24 protein-coding genes, 2 tRNA genes and 1 other RNA gene are annotated in these 20,831 nt (G+C 65.3%); 16 read left to right on the top strand and 11 right to left on the bottom strand.

Features of this window, described 5'->3' with window-relative positions; genetic code table 11:
* Positions 1–521 precede the first annotated feature (521 nt).
* From B5520_RS07330 to B5520_RS07310, 5 genes are all read left to right on the top strand, one after another.
* On the top strand, positions 522–941 hold the full coding sequence (locus B5520_RS07330; protein WP_079596430.1) for a DUF3052 domain-containing protein: 420 nt from the start codon (positions 522–524) through the stop codon (positions 939–941).
* Positions 938–1,432, top strand: coding sequence for a peroxiredoxin (locus B5520_RS07325; protein WP_079596377.1), 495 nt, complete (start codon positions 938–940; stop codon positions 1,430–1,432). Before B5520_RS07330 ends, B5520_RS07325 begins: the two co-directional genes overlap by 4 nt.
* 6 nt (positions 1,433–1,438) lie before the next feature.
* Entirely contained in the window at positions 1,439–2,359 is a 921-nt protein-coding gene (locus tag B5520_RS07320) for an NAD-dependent protein deacetylase (RefSeq protein WP_079596376.1), read from the top strand.
* A gap of 112 nt (positions 2,360–2,471) precedes the next feature.
* Positions 2,472–2,547, top strand: a tRNA-Val gene (locus tag B5520_RS07315).
* A 103-nt stretch (positions 2,548–2,650) separates the two neighbouring features.
* Positions 2,651–2,941 carry a hypothetical protein gene (locus B5520_RS07310; RefSeq protein WP_079596375.1) on the top strand — a complete coding sequence of 97 codons (291 nt, stop codon included), beginning with the start codon at positions 2,651–2,653 and terminating at the stop codon, positions 2,939–2,941.
* 161 nt (positions 2,942–3,102) lie between these two features.
* Here B5520_RS07310 and B5520_RS07305 read toward each other — a convergent pair whose 3' ends face one another.
* On the bottom strand, positions 3,103–3,828 hold the full coding sequence (locus B5520_RS07305; RefSeq protein WP_079596374.1) for a FadR/GntR family transcriptional regulator: 726 nt from the start codon (positions 3,826–3,828) through the stop codon (positions 3,103–3,105).
* A 202-nt stretch (positions 3,829–4,030) separates the two neighbouring features.
* On the opposite strand from B5520_RS07305, the gene gndA reads away from it, so the two are divergent.
* From gndA to B5520_RS23010, 3 genes are all read left to right on the top strand, one after another.
* On the top strand, positions 4,031–5,467 hold the full coding sequence (gene gndA / locus B5520_RS07300; protein WP_079596373.1) for an NADP-dependent phosphogluconate dehydrogenase: 1,437 nt from the start codon (positions 4,031–4,033) through the stop codon (positions 5,465–5,467).
* A gap of 118 nt (positions 5,468–5,585) precedes the next feature.
* On the top strand, positions 5,586–5,714 hold the full coding sequence (locus B5520_RS23160) for a hypothetical protein (protein ID WP_303048422.1): 129 nt from the start codon (positions 5,586–5,588) through the stop codon (positions 5,712–5,714).
* A gap of 117 nt (positions 5,715–5,831) precedes the next feature.
* A complete protein-coding gene (locus B5520_RS23010) occupies positions 5,832–6,050 on the top strand; it encodes a hypothetical protein (RefSeq protein ID WP_254865499.1) in 219 nt (72 codons plus the stop codon).
* A 3-nt stretch (positions 6,051–6,053) separates the two neighbouring features.
* Here the strand turns inward: B5520_RS23010 and epsC are convergent, their stop codons facing one another.
* The 3 genes from epsC to msrA all read right to left on the bottom strand — a co-directional run bounded on the left by epsC (position 6,054) and on the right by msrA (position 8,203).
* Positions 6,054–6,638 (bottom strand): serine O-acetyltransferase EpsC, encoded by a 585-nt coding sequence (gene epsC, locus B5520_RS07290; protein WP_079596372.1) that lies wholly within the window; start codon positions 6,636–6,638, stop codon positions 6,054–6,056.
* A 40-nt stretch (positions 6,639–6,678) separates the two neighbouring features.
* Entirely contained in the window at positions 6,679–7,614 is a 936-nt protein-coding gene (gene cysK / locus B5520_RS07285) for a cysteine synthase A (RefSeq protein ID WP_079596428.1), read from the bottom strand.
* 64 nt (positions 7,615–7,678) lie between these two features.
* Positions 7,679–8,203, bottom strand: coding sequence for a peptide-methionine (S)-S-oxide reductase MsrA (msrA, locus tag B5520_RS07280; protein WP_079596371.1), 525 nt, complete (start codon positions 8,201–8,203; stop codon positions 7,679–7,681).
* A gap of 99 nt (positions 8,204–8,302) precedes the next feature.
* Here msrA and B5520_RS07275 point away from each other — a divergent pair, with 99 nt between their 5' ends.
* Complete coding sequence (locus B5520_RS07275) at positions 8,303–9,226, top strand: Nif3-like dinuclear metal center hexameric protein (RefSeq protein ID WP_176156804.1); 924 nt, start codon at positions 8,303–8,305, stop codon at positions 9,224–9,226.
* A gap of 68 nt (positions 9,227–9,294) precedes the next feature.
* The gene (locus tag B5520_RS07270) at positions 9,295–10,032 is read left to right on the top strand and encodes a zinc ribbon domain-containing protein (RefSeq protein ID WP_079596369.1); all 738 of its coding nucleotides are present in this window, start codon (positions 9,295–9,297) and stop codon (positions 10,030–10,032) included.
* A gap of 57 nt (positions 10,033–10,089) precedes the next feature.
* Here B5520_RS07270 and B5520_RS07265 read toward each other — a convergent pair whose 3' ends face one another.
* A complete protein-coding gene (locus B5520_RS07265) occupies positions 10,090–10,854 on the bottom strand; it encodes a YaaA family protein (protein ID WP_079596368.1) in 765 nt (254 codons plus the stop codon).
* Positions 10,855–10,910: 56 nt separating this feature from the next.
* On the opposite strand from B5520_RS07265, the gene rnpB reads away from it, so the two are divergent.
* From rnpB to B5520_RS07240, 5 genes are all read left to right on the top strand, one after another.
* Positions 10,911–11,303, top strand: an RNA gene (rnpB, locus tag B5520_RS07260) — RNase P RNA component class A.
* Between the two features lie 44 nt (positions 11,304–11,347).
* Positions 11,348–11,890, top strand: coding sequence for a TspO/MBR family protein (locus B5520_RS07255; RefSeq protein ID WP_079596367.1), 543 nt, complete (start codon positions 11,348–11,350; stop codon positions 11,888–11,890).
* A gap of 241 nt (positions 11,891–12,131) precedes the next feature.
* Positions 12,132–13,610 (top strand): glyceraldehyde-3-phosphate dehydrogenase, encoded by a 1,479-nt coding sequence (locus tag B5520_RS07250; RefSeq protein ID WP_079596365.1) that lies wholly within the window; start codon positions 12,132–12,134, stop codon positions 13,608–13,610.
* A 70-nt stretch (positions 13,611–13,680) separates the two neighbouring features.
* Positions 13,681–13,890, top strand: coding sequence for a hypothetical protein (locus tag B5520_RS07245; RefSeq protein WP_079596364.1), 210 nt, complete (start codon positions 13,681–13,683; stop codon positions 13,888–13,890).
* Positions 13,891–14,003: 113 nt separating this feature from the next.
* The gene (locus B5520_RS07240; RefSeq protein ID WP_079596363.1) at positions 14,004–14,801 is read left to right on the top strand and encodes an HNH endonuclease family protein; all 798 of its coding nucleotides are present in this window, start codon (positions 14,004–14,006) and stop codon (positions 14,799–14,801) included.
* A gap of 19 nt (positions 14,802–14,820) precedes the next feature.
* Here the strand turns inward: B5520_RS07240 and def are convergent, their stop codons facing one another.
* The 3 genes from def to orn all read right to left on the bottom strand — a co-directional run bounded on the left by def (position 14,821) and on the right by orn (position 16,338).
* A complete protein-coding gene (gene def, locus B5520_RS07235; RefSeq protein ID WP_079596362.1) occupies positions 14,821–15,393 on the bottom strand; it encodes a peptide deformylase in 573 nt (190 codons plus the stop codon).
* Positions 15,394–15,507: 114 nt separating this feature from the next.
* A tRNA-His gene (locus tag B5520_RS07230) sits at positions 15,508–15,580 on the bottom strand.
* Positions 15,581–15,708: 128 nt separating this feature from the next.
* A complete protein-coding gene (gene orn / locus B5520_RS07225) occupies positions 15,709–16,338 on the bottom strand; it encodes an oligoribonuclease (protein ID WP_079596361.1) in 630 nt (209 codons plus the stop codon).
* A 156-nt stretch (positions 16,339–16,494) separates the two neighbouring features.
* Between orn and mptB the strand changes: the two genes are divergently transcribed.
* On the top strand, positions 16,495–18,051 hold the full coding sequence (mptB, locus tag B5520_RS07220; RefSeq protein ID WP_176156803.1) for a polyprenol phosphomannose-dependent alpha 1,6 mannosyltransferase MptB: 1,557 nt from the start codon (positions 16,495–16,497) through the stop codon (positions 18,049–18,051).
* Here mptB and B5520_RS07215 read toward each other — a convergent pair.
* The 3 genes from B5520_RS07215 to B5520_RS07205 are packed head-to-tail and all read right to left on the bottom strand — an operon-like array spanning position 18,048 to position 20,661.
* Complete coding sequence (locus B5520_RS07215) at positions 18,048–18,755, bottom strand: DNA alkylation repair protein (protein ID WP_079596360.1); 708 nt, start codon at positions 18,753–18,755, stop codon at positions 18,048–18,050. The two genes, mptB and B5520_RS07215, sit on opposite strands and share 4 nt — an antisense overlap.
* A 38-nt stretch (positions 18,756–18,793) precedes the next feature.
* Complete coding sequence (locus tag B5520_RS07210; protein WP_254865498.1) at positions 18,794–19,570, bottom strand: alpha/beta hydrolase; 777 nt, start codon at positions 19,568–19,570, stop codon at positions 18,794–18,796.
* Positions 19,571–19,572: 2 nt separating this feature from the next.
* A complete protein-coding gene (locus B5520_RS07205; protein WP_079596358.1) occupies positions 19,573–20,661 on the bottom strand; it encodes a LacI family DNA-binding transcriptional regulator in 1,089 nt (362 codons plus the stop codon).
* Between the last annotated feature and the right edge of the window lie 170 nt (positions 20,662–20,831).

Below are 20,831 nucleotides of genomic sequence, written 5' to 3'. Positions count from 1 at the left end.
ACTCAACCCACTCGGCAGTCTCTTCCGGATCACGATCAGGCAGCTGGTTAGTCAACCCGCTGAGGATATGGGAGGTATCTTCTCCTGCAGCCACGTCCAACCTCTCTTTGCGCGCATGAATCGGCGCACTCAGGCCAGGCAGGGTGACTGCCCGGCGTACATACGCCGTGTGCGACGTATCGGTTACAACAGCCCGGGCATGTGTGCCGGGCAGGGTCCTAGCGCTCCTATGTCTGCACGAAGTTACAAGGTTGTTGTCCCGCAGGCATAGTTGTCATCAGCCACTCTAGCCCTCCCACCAAGGCGATGCGTAGCTGCACCTTTGGCACCTCTGTTGTATTTCGCCGTCATACTGGTTGTGTGACGAAAAGCCACTGCAAGGCGGGCTGACCACACCCGATGTGACGCAGAATATGCCGTTCCACGGGGGCGGCAGCTTGAAGCGCAGGCACAAAGGGTGTTGGCTTGGGAGTAATGGAAATCACTATGCGCACCGCATATATGAGGCATTGGAGGAACACGTGAGCGAGGCCGACGCCGCCACTTCGGTAAATGTGGCGGAAAAATTGGGTTTCAAAAACGGGGATCTGATTCAGGAGTTCGGTTACGACGACGACGTCGATTTCGACTTGCGTGACGATATAGAGGACCTCACCGGTTCAGAGCTGCTGGACGAGGACGACCACGAAGTTGCGGACGCCGTGATCTTTTGGTGGCGCGACGGTGACGGCGACCTTGTTGACAGCCTGATGGATTCGCTGACCACCCTCAGCGAAAACGGCGTTGTCTGGGTCCTTACCCCGAAGTCCGGAAGGGATGGCTACGTCTCCCCGGCGGACATCCAGGAGGCCGCCCCCACCGCCGGCCTGCACGTCACCACGTCAGCCGGCGTATCCAAGGACTGGAGCGCTGCCCGGCTGGTGAGCAGGAAGAACAAGTGACGGCAGCGCTTGCCGCTGCCTCCGCTGCTGTACCCGCGGTCGGCGGGACGGCTCCTGACTTTGAACTCCCCAACCAGTTTGGCGAGCCGGTCCGGCTGTCGTCATTCCGCGGGCAGAACGTGGTCCTGGTGTTCTACCCGTTTGCGTTCTCGGGGATCTGCACCGGAGAACTCTGCGAAATACGGGACAACCTCGCTGTCTTCGAGAATGCCCATGCCACGGTCCTGGCCGTATCGGTGGACAGCAAGTTCAGCCTCCGTGCCTACGCGGCCCAGGAAGGCTACGGCTTCGACCTGCTCTCGGACTTTTGGCCCCACGGCGCCGCAGCCAGCGCGTACGGTGTTTTCGATGGGGAGACCGGAATGGCCAGGCGCGGCACGTTCATCATCGACGCCGCCGGACGCATCCGGTACACAGTGGTGAACCCGCGTGGCCAGGCCCGTGACTTTGGCGAGTACCGCGCAGCACTGGCCGGCCTGGACCAGGGCTGACGGGCCATGGACGCGCGGCGGCATAGGGTAGGCCTGACCGGCTTTGCCAGCATGCCGCCGTCGCCTCCCGCCCGGGCTTCTGCCGCTGACCTTGAGATCCTGGTCCGTATCCGGGACATCCTTGCCGGCACTCGTTTCGCGCTGCTGACAGGCGCAGGACTCAGCACCGATTCGGGCATCCCCGATTACCGCGGCCCTGGTTCGCCACCCAGGACGCCCATGACGTACCAGGAGTTCGTCCGGGATGCCGCAAACCGGCAGCGGTACTGGGCGCGAAACCACATCGGCTGGTCGCACCTCCGCCATGCCGATCCAAATCCGGGACATTACGCAGCGGCGGAGCTTGAACGCCGTGGCTACCTCACCGGGCTGATCACCCAGAACGTGGACCGCCTGCATGAGGATGCCGGAAGCGTGAACGTCATCGATCTCCACGGCCGGTTTGACCAGGTGGTCTGCCTGGACTGCGGCAGGACCTACTCGCGCCGGCTCCTCGCGGGGATGCTGGAGGAGCTGAATCCGGAGTTCCTTGAACGGGCGAAAAAAACGGGGCTGGTGGAAATGGCGCCTGATGCTGACGCCACCGTGGAGGACCAGGCCCTGATCAGCAGCTTTGTTGTGGCCGCCTGTCCGGCCTGCGGCGGCACGCTGAAACCCGACTTTGTGTACTTCGGTGAAAACGTGCCAAAGGACCGGGTGGAGAAGTCCTACGCCATGGTCGATGAAGCCGCCGCTTTGGTGGTGGCCGGTTCTTCGCTGACAGTCATGAGCGGACTACGGTTTGTCCGGCACGCCGCGAAGGACGGCAAGCCGGTAGTCATCATCAACAGGGGAGAGACCCGCGGGGACGACAAAGCCACCATCAAACTTGAGGCCGGGGTCTCAGAATCACTCAGCTGGCTTGCGGCCGAACTGCCGCCGCTGTGATGTGCATGGGGGGCCACCCGGCCGGACTTCCCGTCCGATTCGCGTTTGAGGGCAAGGGTCGGGTAGAGTCTATGTTCGTTGGTTGCGGCGGAAACGCCGGATTCAGCGGCTTGGGTCTTTAGCTCAGCTGGTAGAGCGCCACGTTTACACCGTGGATGTCATCGGTTCGATCCCGGTAGGACCCACCAGCAAAACCCCGTAGTTTTCGCCCGTAACGGTGAAAATTGCGGGGTTTTTTGTGTCTTCCGCCGGCAGCGCCGATTGTCGGACCCCTGCCATATCTTGCCAGGTATGGAACACGTGATAGTCCGCACTGGCCAAAATGGAATGCCGACGGCGGTGGTCAGCCGCGGCAGGGAATGGGCAGTGGGTGCCGAACCTGTCAGATGGTTCGAGCGGATCAACTGGTGGGAGACCCGCCGGAGGATGCCGAAGGGCAACAGCAGGGTGGATGTGGAAGTCCTGCAGGTCCAGGTCAGGCTGGGTAGCAACAAGAGTTCTGCCCTGACCACCATGATCCTTGAGCGCGACGGTCTGGGCGGGGGCTGGCGGCTTAGGGAATCAGTTGCCGACGCGGCGTGATGCGGGCGCCGGGCTGCTGACCCGGCAGTATCCGGGCATTGGAAAACCCTCCACCGCGACTATTGGGGGATGCCGCGGTGGAGGGCCTGGAATGAATATACCGTGAACTCCCGGAAACAAAAAGTAGCCGCGAGTCTGTGACGCGGCCGGGCTACGGGACTCTAACGGCGCACGGGGATAAACACGCGCGGCTGCTCCGTCCAGGTATCCGACATCCGGGACATGGTCCTTCGCATGATCCGGTCCGAGGTTTCCCTGGCGGAGGCTGCGTCGCCCCTGGCGATGGCTTCGGCCAGGTCCACGTGCCACTGCAGGGCAGCCTCATGCGGATGGTCGGGCATCAGGCCGTGCACGGTGCGGCCGGTCAGCGTCTCGGCCACCTGGCCCATAAGGTTGGCGAACATCTCGTTGCCCGAGCCCGAAAGCAGCAGGGAGTGGAACTGGATGTCCAGCTCCAGGAAGCGCGGCACTTCACCGTTGTGCCCGGCGTCGCGCATTGCATAGGCGACGTCCACCAGCTCCAGCCGCAGCGGGGCGGGCGCATTCTGGGCCGCGAGCTCGGCGGCGGCCGGCTCCACGGCTGCACGCAGCTCGGCGAGGGACCGCAGCTGCGCGCCGCGGGCATCGCTGGCGAGCCGCCACCGGATGACCTGTGGGTCGAAGGGGTTCCAGCGGCTGGCCGGCAACACACGGATCCCCACCCGCTTGGTGGTTTCCACCAAACCCAGCGACTGCAGCACCCGGACGGCTTCGCGGATTACCGAACGGGAAACCTTAAGTTCGTCCTCGAGATGTTCGGCGAGCATAACGTGGCCAGCAGGCAGCTCACCGGAGATGATGCGGGTGCCAAGGTTCTCAATGGCACGGTGGTGCAGGCTGCTGGTCATGCAGCTAAGCCTAGTGCGATGAGGTCTGCCGGCCGGCCTGGTCCGGCCAGGAGGCGAAACTTAACGTTCGCTGGATGGGCGGCACTTCCCCCGAGGCCCCCGAATATATATGCTTTATTCCGACCCCTGAAAAATGTCATGGTGTTTCCGGCATGGGAAACGCCCCTGCGCATCCGTCGCACAGAAACGAATTGGAGTTTTGATGTCTGCACACATCGGTGTCACCGGCCTCGCCGTGATGGGCGCCAACCTGGCCCGCAACCTGGCGCGGAACGGCTTCACTGTCGCGCTGCACAACAGGTCCGTCGAGAAGACGGACGCGCTGCTGGAGCGGTACGGCTCGGAAGGCGACTTTGTCCGCACCGAAACCCTGCAGGAGCTGGTGGACTCATTGGAGAAGCCCCGCCGCGTCCTCATCATGGTCAAGGCCGGCAAGCCGGTTGACTCCGTGATCGAGCAGCTCGAGCCGCTCCTGGAAGCCGGCGACATCATCATCGACGCTGGAAACTCCCACTACGAGGACACCCGCCGGCGCGAAGCCGCGCTGGCCAAGAAGGACCTCCACTTTGTGGGCGTCGGCGTATCCGGCGGGGAGGAAGGCGCCCTGAATGGCCCCTCCATCATGCCCGGCGGTTCCAAGGAGTCCTACAAGGCACTTGGCCCGCTGCTGGAAAAGATTTCCGCCAAGGTGGACGGCGAGCCGTGCTGCGCCTGGGTGGGCACCGACGGCGCAGGACACTTCGTCAAGATGGTCCACAACGGCATCGAGTACGCCGACATGCAGGTCATCGGCGAGGCCTTCGACCTGCTCCGCTCAGGCGCCGGCATCGAGCCCGCCGAACAGTCCAAGATCTTCTCCGAGTGGAACAAGGGCGAGCTGTCCTCCTTCCTGATCGAAATCTCCGCAGAGGTCCTGGGCCACGTAGACGGCAAGACCGGCAAGCCGTTCGTCGACGTGGTGGTCGATGCCGCCGGCCAGAAGGGCACCGGACGCTGGACGGTCATCTCGGCCCTGGAACTGGGTTCCCCGGTTTCCGGCATCGCCGAATCCGTCTTCGCTCGTGCCCTGTCCTCGCAGGCCGGGCAGCGCAAGCTGGGCCAGGAACTGCTGCCGGGCAACGAAGCTTCGGTGGAAATCCCCGAGACCTTCGTCGAGGACGTGCGCCAGGCCCTCTACGCCTCCAAGCTCGTCTCCTACGCGCAGGGCCTGGACATGCTGACGTCGGCAGCCAAGGAATACGGCTGGGACCTGAAGCTCGACGAGATCGCATCCCTGTGGCGTGCCGGCTGCATCATCCGCGCCGAGCTGCTCAAGGACATCACCAAGGCTTACGCCGCGGACGAGAAGCCGGCCAACTTGCTGTTCGCACCGGCGTTCACCAAGGCCATCGGCGATGCCCTCCCGGCGTGGCGCCGCGTGGTTGCCACCGCCGTGCAGCTTGGCATCCCGGTACCGGTGTTCTCCTCCTCGCTGGCGTACTACGACGGCCTGCGGCGCAAGCGCGTCGCCGCCGCCCTGATCCAGGGCCAGCGCGATCTCTTCGGTGCCCACACCTACGGCCGCGTCGACGCTGAAGGCACGTTCCACACCCTCTGGGGCGAGGACAAGTCTGAAATCGCAGCCGTTGACACGCACTAACACCCTGTAGAACCCTGCTCCGGCCGGCAGTTCCCGCCTAGTGTGGGAACTGCCGGCCGTTGCTGTTTCCGGCGTCCGGCGCTTTCTTCCAGAGCAGTTTGTTCCAGGGGAGCCCAGCATGGTCCAGCCAGTAGCAATCGTCACCGGCGAATCCGCCGGGATCGGTTATGAGGCGGCAAGGAAGCTGGCCGGCAACGGATCCAGCGTCTACGCCGGTGCCCGGGGGTGGACCGGATGGACCCGCTGAAGCCGCTCGGGGTCACGGTCCTGTCGCTTGACGTGACGGACCACGCATCGATGCGCGCCGCCGTCGGACGCGTCCTGGCGGAAAGGGGACGGATCGAGGTGCTGGTTAGCACGGGAAATGGCGGGGGCGCTGGCGCCCACCAACAGGGCCGGGACACCCACACGGCCTGAAGTCATTGCCGAAGCCGTGCTGCATGCCGCCCGTTCCGGCCGGCCCAGGACCCGCTACCCGGTGGGCAGCGGAGCCAAGGCTATCCTGGGGCTGCGCCGGATCCTGCCGGACCGGCTCTACGACGCGGCAGTAAAGGTGGTGCTGAAACGCGTCGCAGCCGGCTGAGGGTCAGAGATGGTATTCAATCTCGTATTCAGCCGGGTCCACGGCGGGCTTGGTCTCCCGCTGGGCATCGCGGTGGCGCCACTTGGCGGGAACGCCGGTGACGATGGATTCAGGCGGGGCGTCCTTGACCACGACGGCGTTGGCGCCCACGGCACTGTCCTCGCCGATGGTGATCGGACCGAGGATCTTAGCCCCGGCCCCGATGGTCACACGGTCCCCGATGGTGGGGTGGCGTTTGATCCGTGCCAGTGAGCGTCCGCCAAGGGTCACGCCGTGATACATCATGACGTCCTCGCCGATCTCGGCAGTCTCTCCAATGACCACACCCATGCCGTGGTCGATGAAGAAGCGGCGGCCGATCGTGGCACCTGGATGGATCTCGATGCCGGTCACGAACCTGCCCAGCTGGGAGAGCAGCCGCGCCGGGAAGCGCAGGCCGGGATTCTGCCAGAGGCGGTGCGTCAGCCGGTGGATCCAGATGGCATGCAGGCCGGAGTAAGCGAAAAAGTTCTCGAAAGAACCCCGGGCCGCCGGGTCGTGGGACCGGGCGGCCTCGAGGTCTTCCTTTAGTCTTGCGAAAAAGCCCACAAAGTTCTTTCTACAGGAAACGGGGCGACAGACGGCTTAATCAGCCGCGGATGTCGTCATAGAGCACGGTGGAGATGTAACGCTCACCAAAGTCGCAGACGACGGCGACGATCAGCTTGCCCGCATTCTCGGGGCGCTTTGCCAGCTCCAGTGCGCCCCAGACGATGGCGCCCGAGGAGATGCCGCCCAGGATGCCTTCCTTGACGCCGAGCTCGCGTGCCACCCGGACGGAGTCTTCCAGGGTGGCGTCCAGGACTTCGTCGTACACGTTGGTGTCCAGGATCTCCGGCACGAAGTTGGCGCCGATGCCCTGGATCTTGTGCGGGCCGGGGGCGCCGCCGTTGAGGATCGCGGAGTCCTTGGGTTCGATGGCGACGATCTGGACGCCGGGCTTGCGCTCCTTGAGGACCTGTCCGACGCCGGTGACGGTTCCGCCGGTGCCAACGCCGGCTACGAAGATGTCCACCTTGCCGTCGGTGTCAGTCCAGATTTCCTCGGCCGTGGTGTTGCGGTGGATCTCGGGGTTGGCCTCGTTGGCGAACTGCTGCGCCCAGATGGAGTTCTCGGTGTTGGCCACGATCTCCTGGGCCTTCTCCACGGCACCGCGCATGCCCTCGGAGCCCGGCGTCAGGACGATCTCGGCACCGAAAGCGCGCAGCATGACCCGGCGCTCGGTGGACATGGTCTCGGGCATGGTCAGGATGACCTTGTAGCCGCGGGCAGCACCCACCATGGCCAGGGCGATGCCCGTGTTGCCGGAAGTGCCTTCAACGATGGTGCCGCCCGGCTTCAGGGCGCCGGACTTTTCGGCGGCGTCGACGATGGCCACGCCGATGCGGTCCTTGACGCTGTTGGCCGGGTTGTAGAACTCAAGCTTCACGGCAACGGTGGCGTCCAGCCCCTCGCTGAGCCGGTTGAGCTTGACCAGCGGGGTACCGCCGACCAGCTGCGTTACATCGTCATAGATCCGTGCCATGTACATACGCCTATCTCTGAGGGGTGAATACTGAGGTCAGCCTAACGAGGCGGCGTAACCGTGGCTAAGCGTTAAGCCATGCAGAGTAATATTTCCTTGCCTTCGCGAGCTTGGGGTTGATGATCACCTGGCAGTACCCCTGCTCGGGATGCTTGGCGTAGTAGTTCTGGTGGAACTCCTCCGCGACATAAAAGCGCGGCAGCCGGCTGACCTCGGTGACGATCGGATGGGCCCACAGCGCCTGGTTCCGCTCGATGGCTTCCTCGAACAGGATCTTTTCTTCGGTGGTCTCGTAGAACATGGATGAGCGGTACTGGGTGCCCACGTCGTACCCCTGGCGGTTCAGCGTGGTGGGGTCGTGCAGGGCAAAGAACATGTCCAGAATGACGTCCGCCGGAACAATGTCCTCGTCGAAGGTCACCGCCACAACCTCGGCATGCCCGGTGGTGCCGTTGCATACCGAGTAGTAGTCCGGGTTCGGATCGTGCCCGCCGGTGTAGCCGGACACCACGGAGGTGACGCCCCTGGTCTTCTGGTAGACGGCGTCGAGGCACCAGAAGCAGCCTCCGCCAAGAACAAAAGTTTTCATGACCTCTTCAATGGTTGGCGGCCCCGGATGATTCCCTGGCAGCCGTGGCGCCGCCCAGGTATGCCGGCCGGTACCGGGCAATGGGGTAAAACTAAGACTATGGAACCTGTGGACACCGACGTTACCGGCCCTAAGAATCCCGACGGCGACGCTCCCGCCGGCGGGCCGGCCGCGGCCGGCCCCGCGGAGGCCCCCACGCTGGGTGAGTTGCTCCTGGCCGTCGAGGAACTGTGGCCGGAATCCCTGGCGGAGAACTGGGACGAGGTGGGCCTGGTGGTCGGCCACCCCTCCGCTCCGGTGACCAAGGTGATGTTCGCGGTGGATCCCACGCTCGAAGTCATCGAGGAAGCCGTGGAATGGGGGGCTGAACTCCTCATCACGCATCACCCGCTGCTGCTCAAGGGTGTTACGTCCGTCGCTGCCACTACCGCGAAGGGCCGCGCCGTGCACCGCCTCATCGAGTCGGGGACGGCTCTGCTCACCGTGCACACCAACGGTGATTCCGCCGTCGGGGGTGTATCCGACGTCCTGGCGGATGCACTGGGGCTGCAGGACGTCGCCCCGCTCACGGTGGCCGCCAACGGACTGCCGGAAGAGGGCATCGGCCGTGTCGGGGACCTCGCCGATGCCATGAGCCTGGGTGATTTTGCCGCCCGGGTCTTCGGAATCCTGCCGTCTGTTGCCGGGGGAGTGCGCGTTTCCGGTGACAAGGACGGCCTGGTCCGGCGCATCGCGGTCTGCGGCGGCGCGGGGGACTCATTGTTTAACGAGGTCCGGGCCAGCAATGCGGACGTTTACGTCACGGCAGATCTCCGCCACCATCCCGCGTCCGAGGCCAGGGAGGCGGCAGTAAACGGCCGGCCCTACCTGGTGGACGTATCCCACTTTGCCAGCGAATGGCTGTGGCTGCCCGCCGCGGCGGCCGCCCTGGGCAACGTCCTCGCCGACCAGGGCCACGACGTCGAAATCCAGGTCAGTGCCACCAACAGCGATCCGTGGGACTTCATACTCACTCCGGGCTAAGCGCTAGAGTCTAGGAAGCGCCGTTCAGGTGCCCGGTTCCGGCCGGCAGGGATCAAGCGGAGGTAACAGTGGCGAAGGCAGCACCGGCGGAACAGTTGAAGTTGCTCGAACTGCAGGGGCTGGATGCCAAACTGAAGTCGCTCGCCAACCGCCGCCGCTCGCTGGAGAACGATCCCCGGATCAAGGACCTGGAGGCCGCGCTTTCGGTTGCCAGCGGTGAGCTGGGGGCAGCCAAAGTGGCAGTCCACGATGCCGAGGCCGAGCTGAAGCGCGCCGAAGCGGATGTGGAACAGGTTGCCTCGCGCATCGAGCGGGATGAGGCGCGGCTCAACAGCGGCACCGGCCTGTCCAAGGACCTCGTTGCCCTCCAGAAGGACATTGCCTCGCTGAACAAGCGCCGCTCGGACCTCGAAGACGTGGAGCTGGAGGTCCTGGAGCGGCTGGACACCCTCCGTGCCCGGCAGGCGGCCCAGCAGCTGATCGTGGACGATATCCAGGGGTCCTTCGGAAACATCCGCGCGGAACTTGATGAGGCCCTGGCCGCGGTGGACGCCGAAGCCGGCGAGGTCCGGGCGAAACGGACGGAGTTTGCGCAGGGGCTGGACGCCGGGCTGCTTGCTGTGTACGAGAAGACGCTGGCCAAGCGCGGCGTAGGTGCGGCGCGGCTGTTCCACGGGACGTCCGAAGCCTCGGGCATGAAGCTCAGCCCCGGCGACCTCGCCGAGATCAAGTCAGCCTCCGCCGACGACGTCGTCTTCTGCCCGGACTCGGGCGCCATCCTGGTCCGCTCGGAGGAGTGGGCCTGACCCAACTGGGTAGCGCTAAGTGTCGTTCTGAGGGTTCAAAACGCCACTTGGCGCGACTTAGTTGGGCAGGATGATGTTCAGGGCGTGCGGCTTACGGGCTGAACCCTCAACCAACTCCGCCTCCCAATTCTCCCGGGCGGCCTTGAGCAGTTGCTCCGGCGTGCCGGGGGCCTTCCCGCGGCGTACCAGCAGGTGCCGTGCCAGCTCACCCCGGGTGTGCTTGGCGAAGTGGCTGACCACCTTGCGCACCCCGCCGGTTTCCGTGAACACATTGACAGCGACGGTCCGGCCCGACGGCGGGGCCCACGCGGCTGCATAGGTGCTGGACCGGCAGTCCACCAGCAGGTGCCCCTCAGTTACTGCGCCAAGGGCCTCTGCCAGGAGCGGCTTCCAGAACGGGGCGAGGCGTCCGACGTCGGGCAGTGCCGTTCCCATCGACAGGCGGTAGGCGGGCACGCTGTCGCCAAAGCGGATGGCGCCCCAGAGTGCCGAGATCACCAGCACGGACTCCTCCGCCTTCCGGCGCTGGGTAGGGGTGAGGCTCTGGTAGCCCAGCGCGTCATAAAGCACGCCGGAATAGATCCGGTGCGCGGGAGCCGCCGGCTCCGCGTGGAGCCGGGTGTTGCGCTCGACGTCGTCCCGCAGCGACGTGCCCACGCCCAGCAGCGCGAGTGCGTCCTCGTTGGCGCTGACCGTGCCCAGTGATTCCAGGACTTTTGCCCGGTACGGGTTGAGTTCCGGAAAGCCCAAAGAATGCCAGTCGACGGCCGAACCACGGACCGCGGGTGTCTTGCCTTCGGAGGGGGGAAGCAGAATCAACACCGTCCGATACTACCGGCGCCATGATGGTGGGCCCGCGCCGGTAGACTGGAGACGGATGGGACAGCCAGGCGGCCGCGCGTCACGCAAGTGGCTCGAGGAACGTCCGGGCTCCGCAGGGCAGGGTGGTGGGTAACGCCCACTCGGGGTAACCCGCAGGCAAGTGCCACAGAGAACAGACCGCCTGGGTCGCGCCGGTTTGAAAGCGGCACGAAGCAGGTAAGGGTGAAACGGTGGTGTAAGAGACCACCAGCTTTCCGGGTGACCGGGAAGGCTAGGTAAACCCCACCCGGAGCAAGGCCAGACAGGACACGTTTGAGGGCTGCCCGCCCGAGTGTCCGGGTAGGCCGCTGGAGGGTGCCGGCAACGGTACTCGTAGATGGATGGCCGTCGCTCCCTTTCCGGCAACGGAAGGGGAGGCACAGAACCCGGCGTATCGGCTGTCCCATCCATATAAGACGTTTGACCTTGGAAGCTCTGTTGGGGATCCTGAACCGTGCCCGCAAATACTGATCCGCAACCGCCCTCGGGCACTCCGCCTGTGCTGGCTCCCGGCCGCGGCCGGCAGGCACTGGCCCTGCTGGGCTTCCTGGCCCTGTCGCTTGCCGCCTGGGCCCTTGCCTCGATCCCCATCATCCTGAACTCGAACGGCTGGTTTGCAGGCTCGGTCAAGGCGCCGTGGATGCCGCCGGGATGGATGTTCCGGTCCATGTGGATGATGCTTTATGCCGGTGTTGCCGTCGCCGCCTGGCTGGTCTGGCGGAAGGGGGCGCTGCATGGCGGCACCTTGGCCGGCTATGTGGTCCAACTGGTGCTCAACGCAGGGTGGCCGTTGACGTTTTTTGGCCTGTTTCCCGTTTTCGGTACGGCTGCGTTGTGGGGGGCCCTGGCGGTGATCAGCGGACTGGCGTTGTCCCTGGTGTTCCTGATCCTCCGGTTTGGCCCGGTCAGCGCACCGGCGGGCCTGCTGGTGCTGCCGTATTTCTCCTGGGTTGTGTTTTCCTCAAGCCTCAATTTCTACTCAGCCCTCCACAACTGACGTCACGTGTGAGTGATTTCACGCGGCCCGTGCCTGTTCGTGGCAGCCAGCCAACTTAGAATGGATACCGGACGTAGGGGTTCTACCGCCGAAAGTTGCGTTCGCAGCCGGCGGTTTTTCTTTGCACACGATCCACGCGCCTGGGGGCCGAACCCTGCAGGCGTGGGTGCCCCTGGACATCATCAGGTGGCCGACATTCGCGTACGAAGACGTATGCGGCTGAACCGAGGAAGGTATTTCTGTGAGCCAGACGTCAGATTCTTGTCTTGATACGTGGATGGGCCGGGAGGCCCTCGCCGAGGCCATGATTCCGGTGATCGGCCGGCTGTACCGCGAGAACAACGTGGTGACCAGCATCCATGGCCGGAGCCTGATCAACAAGTCCACCATGAACATCCTCAAGGCGCACCGCTTTGCGCGCCGGATGAGCAAGGACGAACTGCTCCTGGAGGAGACCGCCCCGCTGCTGAACACCCTGGCGCAGCTGGAGCTGGGGGCCGCCGCGATCGACATCGCCCGGCTGAACCAGAAGTTCAAGGAAGAGGGCGACGGCCTCACACTGGAGGAATTCCTGCGTGCCGAGCTCGCTGACATCGTGGGCAAGCGCGGCGGCGACGACCGCACCAGCACCGATGTGGTGCTGTACGGCTTCGGCCGGATCGGCCGGCTCCTGGCCCGCCTCCTCATCGAAAAGGCCGGTGGCGGCCACGGCCTGCGCCTGCGCGCCATCGTGGTCCGCCGCGGGTCCGACAACGACCTTTCAAAGCGCGCCAGCCTCCTGCGCCGCGACTCAGTCCACGGCTCGTTCGAAGGCACCATCCGCATCGACGAGGAAGCCAACACCATCACCGCCAACGGCGTCCAGGTGCAGGTCATCTACTCGAACGACCCCGCCACCATCGACTACACCGTCTATGGCATCAACAACGCCCTGGTGGTGGACAACACCGGCCGCTGGCGCGACGCCGAAGGCCTGTCCCAGCACCTGCAGAGCAAAGGTGTTGCACGGGTCCTGCTGACCGCTCCGGGCAAGGGCGAGCTGAAGAACATCGTCCACGGCATCAACCACCGCACCATTGAGGACACCGACCAGATCGTGTCCGCGGCGTCCTGCACCACCAACGCCATCACCCCGGTGCTGAAGGCCATCAATGACAAGTTCGGCGTGATCCACGGCCACGTGGAGACCGTCCACTCGTTCACCAATGACCAGAACCTGATCGACAACTTCCACAAGGGCGACCGCCGCGGCCGGTCCGCCGCGCTGAACATGGTGATCACCGAAACCGGTGCCGCCAAGGCCGTGGCCAAGGCGCTGCCCGAGCTGCTCGGCAAGCTGACCGGCAGCTCCATCCGCGTCCCCACCCCGGATGTTTCGCTGGCCATCCTGAACCTGACCCTGGAAAACGGAACCACCAAGGACGAGGTCAACAACTACCTGCGCGAGATGTCGCTGCACTCGGACCTGCGCAAGCAGATCGACTACATCGACTCGCCCGAAGTGGTTTCCACCGACTTCGTCGGTTCCCGCCGTGCCGGCATCGTGGACGGCCTCGCGACGGTGTCCACGGACAAGAACCTGGTCCTCTACGTCTGGTACGACAACGAATTCGGCTACAGCTGCCAGGTTGTCCGCGTGATGGAAGAGATGGCAGGCGTCAACCCGCCGTCGTTCCCCGCGAAGGAAACCGCGGCGGCCCTGGCGGCAATCGCCGTCTAGTCCCGCCCCGGTCCCACATTTCCCGGCTGGTTCTCTGGAATCAGCCGGGAAACGGGACCACACTTGTGCCATGGATAAAGAATCGACGCTCCAGCACGAGACCACCCTTGAGCACGCCCTCGACGTCGCCAAAGCCAACCACAAGGAAGCCATCCGGTTGCTCGAGGGCGCCCGGGCCGGACACGCGGCGGGAGACGTGGGCGAGGACCGCGTCCGCCAGCTTGAAGGACTCCTGGAGATAGCGGAGGAAGACCTCCGAAGAGTGATGCGGGAGCAGTGACTGCCCCCGGCTGAACCCCCACCTCCCCTCCACACTGTGGAAAACAGGGGGGCGGCCGTGCAGCTGTCCTAGGCTCTTGTGGTGCGTGATGTTGACCCAGGGGCAGGAGCCCCGTGACCGTGAGCTGGTCCGCCTACCGGCGGGCCCGCCGCCGTTCGCGTCAGGCGTGGATGCTGCTGGCACTTGCCGCCGTTTCCACGGTGGCGGGCCTGTTCTGGTTCTTCACGGCCGGCCAGTTTGCGGTTGCAGAACCGGCCGTGGCCGGTCCCGCCGAGGCGCCCGTTTTCGATCCCGCTTGGATGAAGCCCGTGGTGCCTGTCAACCGCATCCCGGAAGGCCGCGCCCTGGACGCCCTGGAGGGCCTGGCCGTTAAGGGCCGGGCAGGCAAGGACAACTATGACCGGGAGGCCTTTGGCCAAGCCTGGCTGGACGTTGACCGGAACGGCTGTGATACCCGCAACGACATCCTGCGCCGCGACCTGGCCGACGTTATATTCGCGAAGGATTCCTCCTGCAGTGTGGCGGCCGGACGTTTCCATGAGCCCTACACGGCCCGGTATGTCGACTTCCGCCGCGGCTCCGAAAGCAGCCGGGCAGTGCAGATCGACCACGTCGTGGCCCTTGCCGACGCCTGGCAGAAGGGCGCCCAGCGTCTTACTCCCGGCCAGCGCCAAAGCCTCGCCAACGATCCCCTGAACCTGGTCGCGGCCGATGGGCCCGCCAACCAGCAAAAAGGCGCCGGCGACGCCGCCACCTGGCTTCCAAAGAACAAGTCGCTCAGGTGCCACTACGTCGCGCGCCAGATTTCCGTCAAAGCCGCCTACAGCCTGTGGGTAACAGAGGCGGAAAAGGACGCCATGAAGCGGGTGCTGGGATCCTGCCCCGGCCAGCAGACCATCACGGCGGACTGACCGGCGCCGGCAGCAGCGGTCAGTGCCCGAAGGGGTCCGGATCCACCCCGGGCATCCAGGTCAGCCCCGGCACGCCCCAGCCGTTCTTCTTGGCCTGCTTCATCGCCTTGCGGGCGTAGCGGTCCATCAGCCGGTTGACGTACAGCTTGCCGTCAAGGTGGTCGAACTCGTGCTGGATGACCCGGGCGAACCAACCCGTGGCCTCGAACTTCACCGGCTGCCCGAACCCGTCAAAGCCTTCCACCCGCGCCCATTCGGCGCGTTTCAGGGGATACACTTCCCCGGGAAAAGACAGGCATCCCTCTTCTTCTTCGTCCGGATCGGGAACCGCACCGGAGATCTTAGAGAGTGTCAGGACAGGGTTGACCAGCACGCCTGTGGGGGGTGCGTCGTCGTCGTTGGCGTACTTGTACACGAAGATCCTCTTGCCCACCCCGACCTGTGGGGCGGCAAGGCCTACGCCGTTGGCGGCGTCGTTGGTTTCGAACATGTCGGCAATCAGGGTGCGCAGTTCGTCGTCGAACACTTCCACTTCGGAAGCCCGGCGGTGCAGTACGGGTTCCCCCCAGATGGTGATCGGCAGAACGGTCATGTCAGCGGTCCTTCGGCGGTATCTCGTGCGGAAGCAATAGGACAAAACAAAGGAGGCCGCACCGGATATCCGGTGCGGCCTCCTTGCTGGACGGCTGCAATACCATCCTGTGAGGGTGAGCTACGGGGGTTGAACCCGCGACCTCCTGGACCACAACCAGGCGCTCTGCCAACTGAGCTAAGCCCACCATGCGCCCTGCAGATTACCGGCTAACCGGCCCTCTGGAAAGGCAACTCAAATAGCTTACCTGCTCTTCGGGAGTGCTTTGTCCACTTTTAGCCTTTTCAGCAAAAAATCCTGGAAACGTGGCGCAGATTACGTTTCCGCCAGCTCTGCATTTCCGCCCGAAGTGATGCGGCGGGCAATTTTCTGGGCGGTGGCGCTGTCCGGTCCGGGGGACGGCACAAAAACCGCTTCCCGGTAGTAGCGGAGTTCGTCGATGGAGTCCTTGATGTCCCCGAGCGCACGGTGGCCGCCCTTCTTCGCCGGGGACTGGAAGTAGGCCCGGGCGTACCAGCGGCGGGAGAGCTCCTTGATGGTGCTGACGTCAATGACCCGGTAGTGCAGGTGCTCCACCACGGCAGGCATGTCCCTGGACAGGAAGACCCGGTCCGTGCCCACCGAATTGCCGCCCAGCGGGGCCTTCCGCGGGTCGGGCACCCATTCGGCGATGTACTCCATGACTGCTGCCTCTGCCTCGGCCATGGTTTTGCCGGCGGGAAGTTCCTTCAGGAGGCCCGACTTGGTGTGCATGTCGCGGACGAAATCGTTCATCTGGGCCACGGCGGCATCGTCGGGTTTGATGACCACGTCCACGCCGTCGCCGAGGATGTTCAGTTCGGAGTCCGTGACCAGGGCTGCCACCTCGATCAGGGCGTCGTTCTTGATGTCCAGGCCGGTCATTTCGCAGTCGATCCAGACGATTCGTTCGTTAGATATAGGCACCGGACCAGCCTACCGTTACACCTCCGGGCAACCGGCCGGTGCTAGGATTTCGGGTACGCGGCGGGTCGCCCTGCCGCTGAGGAAACGCGCCCCGGCCGGCTGTGCGGCCCGCCGGGCAGAAGCCGCGCAAACGCAAGAAGATTGGACGATCCTGAGATGACGGCGCCTGTGCCCGCGACGGGGGAGTTGGCGGCCGCCGCCACTGCCGCAGCAGGCGGTGCAGAGGTGGACAATCCCCGCTCGCCGCTGATCGCCGGTTTTGTGGGCTCCGTGTTCATGCTCATCGGCTCGCTGGGGGTGGGCTGGCTTGCCCCCGTCTCGGAACTTCGCCGGATGCCCCTGTTCATTTGGATGCGCGCCGAAGCGGCGGGTGTTGCCCTCTCAATCGTCCTCCTGGCCGTGGGCGGCATGCTCCTGGTCCGGGCCTGGCTGCGGCTGGGTCAAAAAGTGCGGGTCTGGGGGGACCAGGCGCGGAATGCCACCCTGATGGCCGTGGTGGCCTGGGGCCTGCCCATGATGTTCAGCGTCCCGCTCTTCAGCCGCGACGTCTACGCGTACATAGGCCAGGGCCGCCTCATGGTGGAAGGCTTCAACCCCTACGAAAACGGCATCTCGGCCCTGTCCAACTACTTCCAGCTTGGTGCGGACAAGATGTGGACGGAGGCGCCCGTTCCGTACGGCCAGCTGTTCCTGTGGATCGAACAGTTCGTCGTATGGGTTACCAATGTCCAGCCGGAAGCGAGCGTGATGCTGTTCCGGCTGGTGGCGCTGGCAGGTATTGTCCTTTGCGTCATCTACGTCCCCAAGCTGGCTGAACTGCATGGCGTCAACCCGCACCGCGCCCTCTGGCTCACCGTGGCGAACCCGCTCTTCCTGACGAACTTCATCGCCAGTGTCCACAACGACGCGCTGATGATCGGCCTGGCGCTGGCCGGACTGTACTACTCAGCCACCCGGCGGGTGATCCGGGGCGTGGTCCTGGTGACCCTTTCCATTGCCGTCAAACCCATCACCATCGTCTTCCTGCCCTTCATCGGGCTGCTGTGGGCGGGACGTGACGCTGGCTGGGCACGGAAGTTCGTCTTCTGGGCGATGACAGGCGGGCTGAGCCTGGGCATCCTTGCCCTGATGAGCCTGGTCAACGGCTTCGGCTTTGGCTGGATCAACGGCCTGTCCGCCCCGGGAAGCATCTCCATCTGGTATGCGCCCGTGGGCCTGATCGGCATGGTGGTTGCCTCGCTGGCCAATTCGTTTGGCCTGGACGGAGCGGTCCTGGCTGACGTGGTGTTCGACGCCGGCAAGCTGCTGGCCGTGGGCGTGGTCGCGTCGCAGATATTCCGGGGGGACTATGACCGGCTGATGCGGCGCCTGACGCTGGGGTTTGCCGCGGTGGTCCTGCTGGCTCCGATGATCCAGTCCTGGTACGTGGTGTGGCTGATCCCGCTGTTTGCCGTCACCGGCATCCGGAACGACTGGCAGGTCAAGGCACTCTACTTCGTGGTTTCGTTCTTCATGATCTACGCCATTTCCGACCAGCTGGAAGTCTTTCCCTACCTCCAGACCGAGGATCTCGGTTTTGCGCTGGCGATGGCCCGGGTTGCGGCGGCCCTCACCGGCCTGCTGTTCGGCCTGTACCTGGTGTTCTGGGACCCGGGGACCAGGAGCCTGTTCCGGAAGGTGAACGAAAATGTCGTCGAACGTCCCGTCATCTAACCTTCCTTCCCGTTGATCCGCCGCAGCGCCTCCCGGCGGGAGAGCGGGCTGATGGCGGACGCATGGCCGGCAACGAAGGCGGCCACCCACTCAGGGTTGGTCTTGGCGTATTCCCGCAGGGCCCAGCCGATCGCCTTCCGGACGAAAAACTCCGGGTCCGCCAGGTTGGCCTCAACCACGCGTGCCAGGAGTGCGGTGTCGGTGCTGCCCTTCGCCTTCAGTTGCGCGGTAATGGACGCGCGCCTGACCCAGAAGTCGGCATCGGTGCTCCAGCCAAGAAGTACGTCGGTCATCTCGGGGCGGTGGGCCTGCAGCAGGTTGCACAGGCGGCCCGACACCCCATCGGCGAAGTCCCACCAGGCCCCGCTGCGGATGATTTCCTCATACACGGGCAGCATGTACAGGTCCCTGGCCACCAGCCGGCTGCCCGTCAGGTCAATCGCCGCGTACCGTTCCTCCCGGACAGTGGAGGTCCGCCACAGCTCCAGTACCGTGGCACGGAGCTGGTCTCCCGACTCAAACGGCGCCGCCGAAGCGGCCGACGCGGCGATCCGGCGTACTTCCGGTACCCGCACACCCAGCGAGGGCAGGGTGGACTTCATGTAAGCCTGCGCGCCGGCAGCACGGGCGGGGTCCGCCCGTTCCCGCAGCGCTGCCCGGACGGCGTCGAGGACTTCCCGGTTCACCGGGCCCGGATTGCTCATGGGGCAACTCTAAAGGGGCAACGCTCCCGGGCTCCGTACTACTTCGCGCCTGCTGTCACACGCGCCTGCTGAACGGAAGCGGCGGGGAACGTCCAGCCGGCACGCGCAAGCCAGTCGGCGCAAAGGGCAGGCCACTGCTCCGCCCCTGGCTCTCCGGCCGCCAGGCCCAGGCCGTGGCGGCCCTCCGGGAAAACGTGCAGTTCGGCCGGCACCCCGGCGCCCAGCAGGGCACCGGCATAGCGCAGGCTGTGGCTGACGGGGACGGCGGCGTCGTCCGCGGTGTGCCAGAGGAACGCCGGCGGCGTCTCCGCGGTGACCTGCAGGTCTGCGGACAGGGCCGCCAGGATGTCCGACGACGGCGCCTGGCCCAGGAGGTTGTCCACTGATCCCTGGTGGACGTCCTCCGTGCAGGACACCACGGGGTAGCACAGCACCGAAATGTTCGGGACGGCTTCAGGGACGTCCAGGCGCGGGCTGCCGGTAACGGCGGCTGTGGAAAGGGTAGCCGCGAGGTGCCCGCCGGCTGAAAATCCCAGCACGCCCACGCGTTCGGGGTCTATCGCGAGGCCGTGTGCGCCGCTGCGGATGTGCAGCATGGCTTCCTTGGCATCCTCCAGGGGTGCCGGGTGCCGGTCCGGCGCCACACGGTACCTGAGCACGAAGGCGTGGATGCCCAGCCCCGCAAGCCACTCGGCTACCGGCTCCGCCTCGTGGCCGGCCTGCCTGGCGTAGCCGCCGCCGGGAAGCACCAGGACCGCGGGCCGGGCGCCGCCGGCGTCGGAATGTGCCGGGACCGCCGTCAGGGTGGCAGCCACGGTCAGGCTGCCACTTCTGTGCTGCGGCGGAGCGTGACCTCGCCGGTGATCTGCTGCGGCAGGCCGGCGTCGTGGTCATCCCCGCCGTCCGCCCCCGGTGCGGTGGCCCGGGTGGCGAGCCGTCCGATCTCCTCCAGCGGCAGGCGGACGGTGGAGAGTGCGGGGCGGAAGTCGCGCAGGGTCTCGATGTCGTCAAAACCGGCGATGGTGGCATCCCGGGGAATCCGCAGCCCCTCTGCGCGCAGCGCGGCGGCGGCACCGATGGCCATCACGTCGTTGACAGCGAAGATGCAGAGCCTGGGGCCGGTGGCTTCGCCCGTGTCGGCCTGGCCGCCCTTGATCCGGGCCGCCAGCGTGAGGCCCGCCTCGTAGCCACCGGCACGGTTAAAGGAATTGCGCAGGATTTCCGCCGGTGCCCGTCCCGCCTTGGCGAGCCCCTCCTGGAAGCCCCGGATCCGGTCGTCGGAAGTAAAGAGGCCTTCCGGACCGCCGATGACCACGAAGTCGCCGTTCCAGCCGGCGGCCAGTTCGGTTGCCAGGGCGCGTGCCAGTTCCTCGTTGGGAACGGCGATGACATGGTAGCCCTCGAGTGCCGAAGCGCCCACCACGGGATGACCGACGACGGCCACCCGCCCTCCGTTGCGGCAGTACCTGTCGAGCTCGGCAGCCAGTTCGGCATTGTCGTCCCGGTCCTCGGTCCGCGACGACCGGGACCCGGCGATCACGATGGAGTCGGCGCGGCGGGCGGCAAAGGCTGCCACGGCTTCCTTCTCTTCTGCCGGCGCGCCGCCGGTAGTGGCGAGCAGGACCATCTTGCGCTGCTCCCTGGCCGCGTCCTGCACTCCGCGGGCGATGGCGGCGAAGTAGGGGTCCGCGATGTCATGGACGATCAACCCAATGAGGCCGGAACTCGATTTGGCCAGCCCCTGGGCCTGCGCGTTGGGAATGTAACCAAGCGAATCGGCGGCCTGCCGGACACGGTCCGCGATGTCCTTTCCAGGCTTGCGTGCAGAGCCGTTCAGGACACGGGACGCCGTGGCGGGGGATACCCCGGCCAGCCGGGCCACCTCGGTGAGGGTACTTGCAGCCACAGCAACTCCTGGGCGTCGATAAGCCAATAAAGCGGTTACCACATTATGGCAGTTGGAAGTTCCTTTCGGAAAGCGCTTGCCAACTAAGTTCCTGCGATGCATGATGGATGCAGTGGGAATGCGCTTTCCCAATTCAGCTTGAGTAAAACTGCTCACTCACCGTGGAGGAC

This window comes from Arthrobacter sp. P2b, assembly GCF_900168295.1.
In the GTDB taxonomy this organism is placed as follows: Bacteria; Actinomycetota; Actinomycetes; order Actinomycetales; family Micrococcaceae; genus Arthrobacter.
This window is presented reverse-complemented; position numbering and strand designations above follow the sequence as displayed.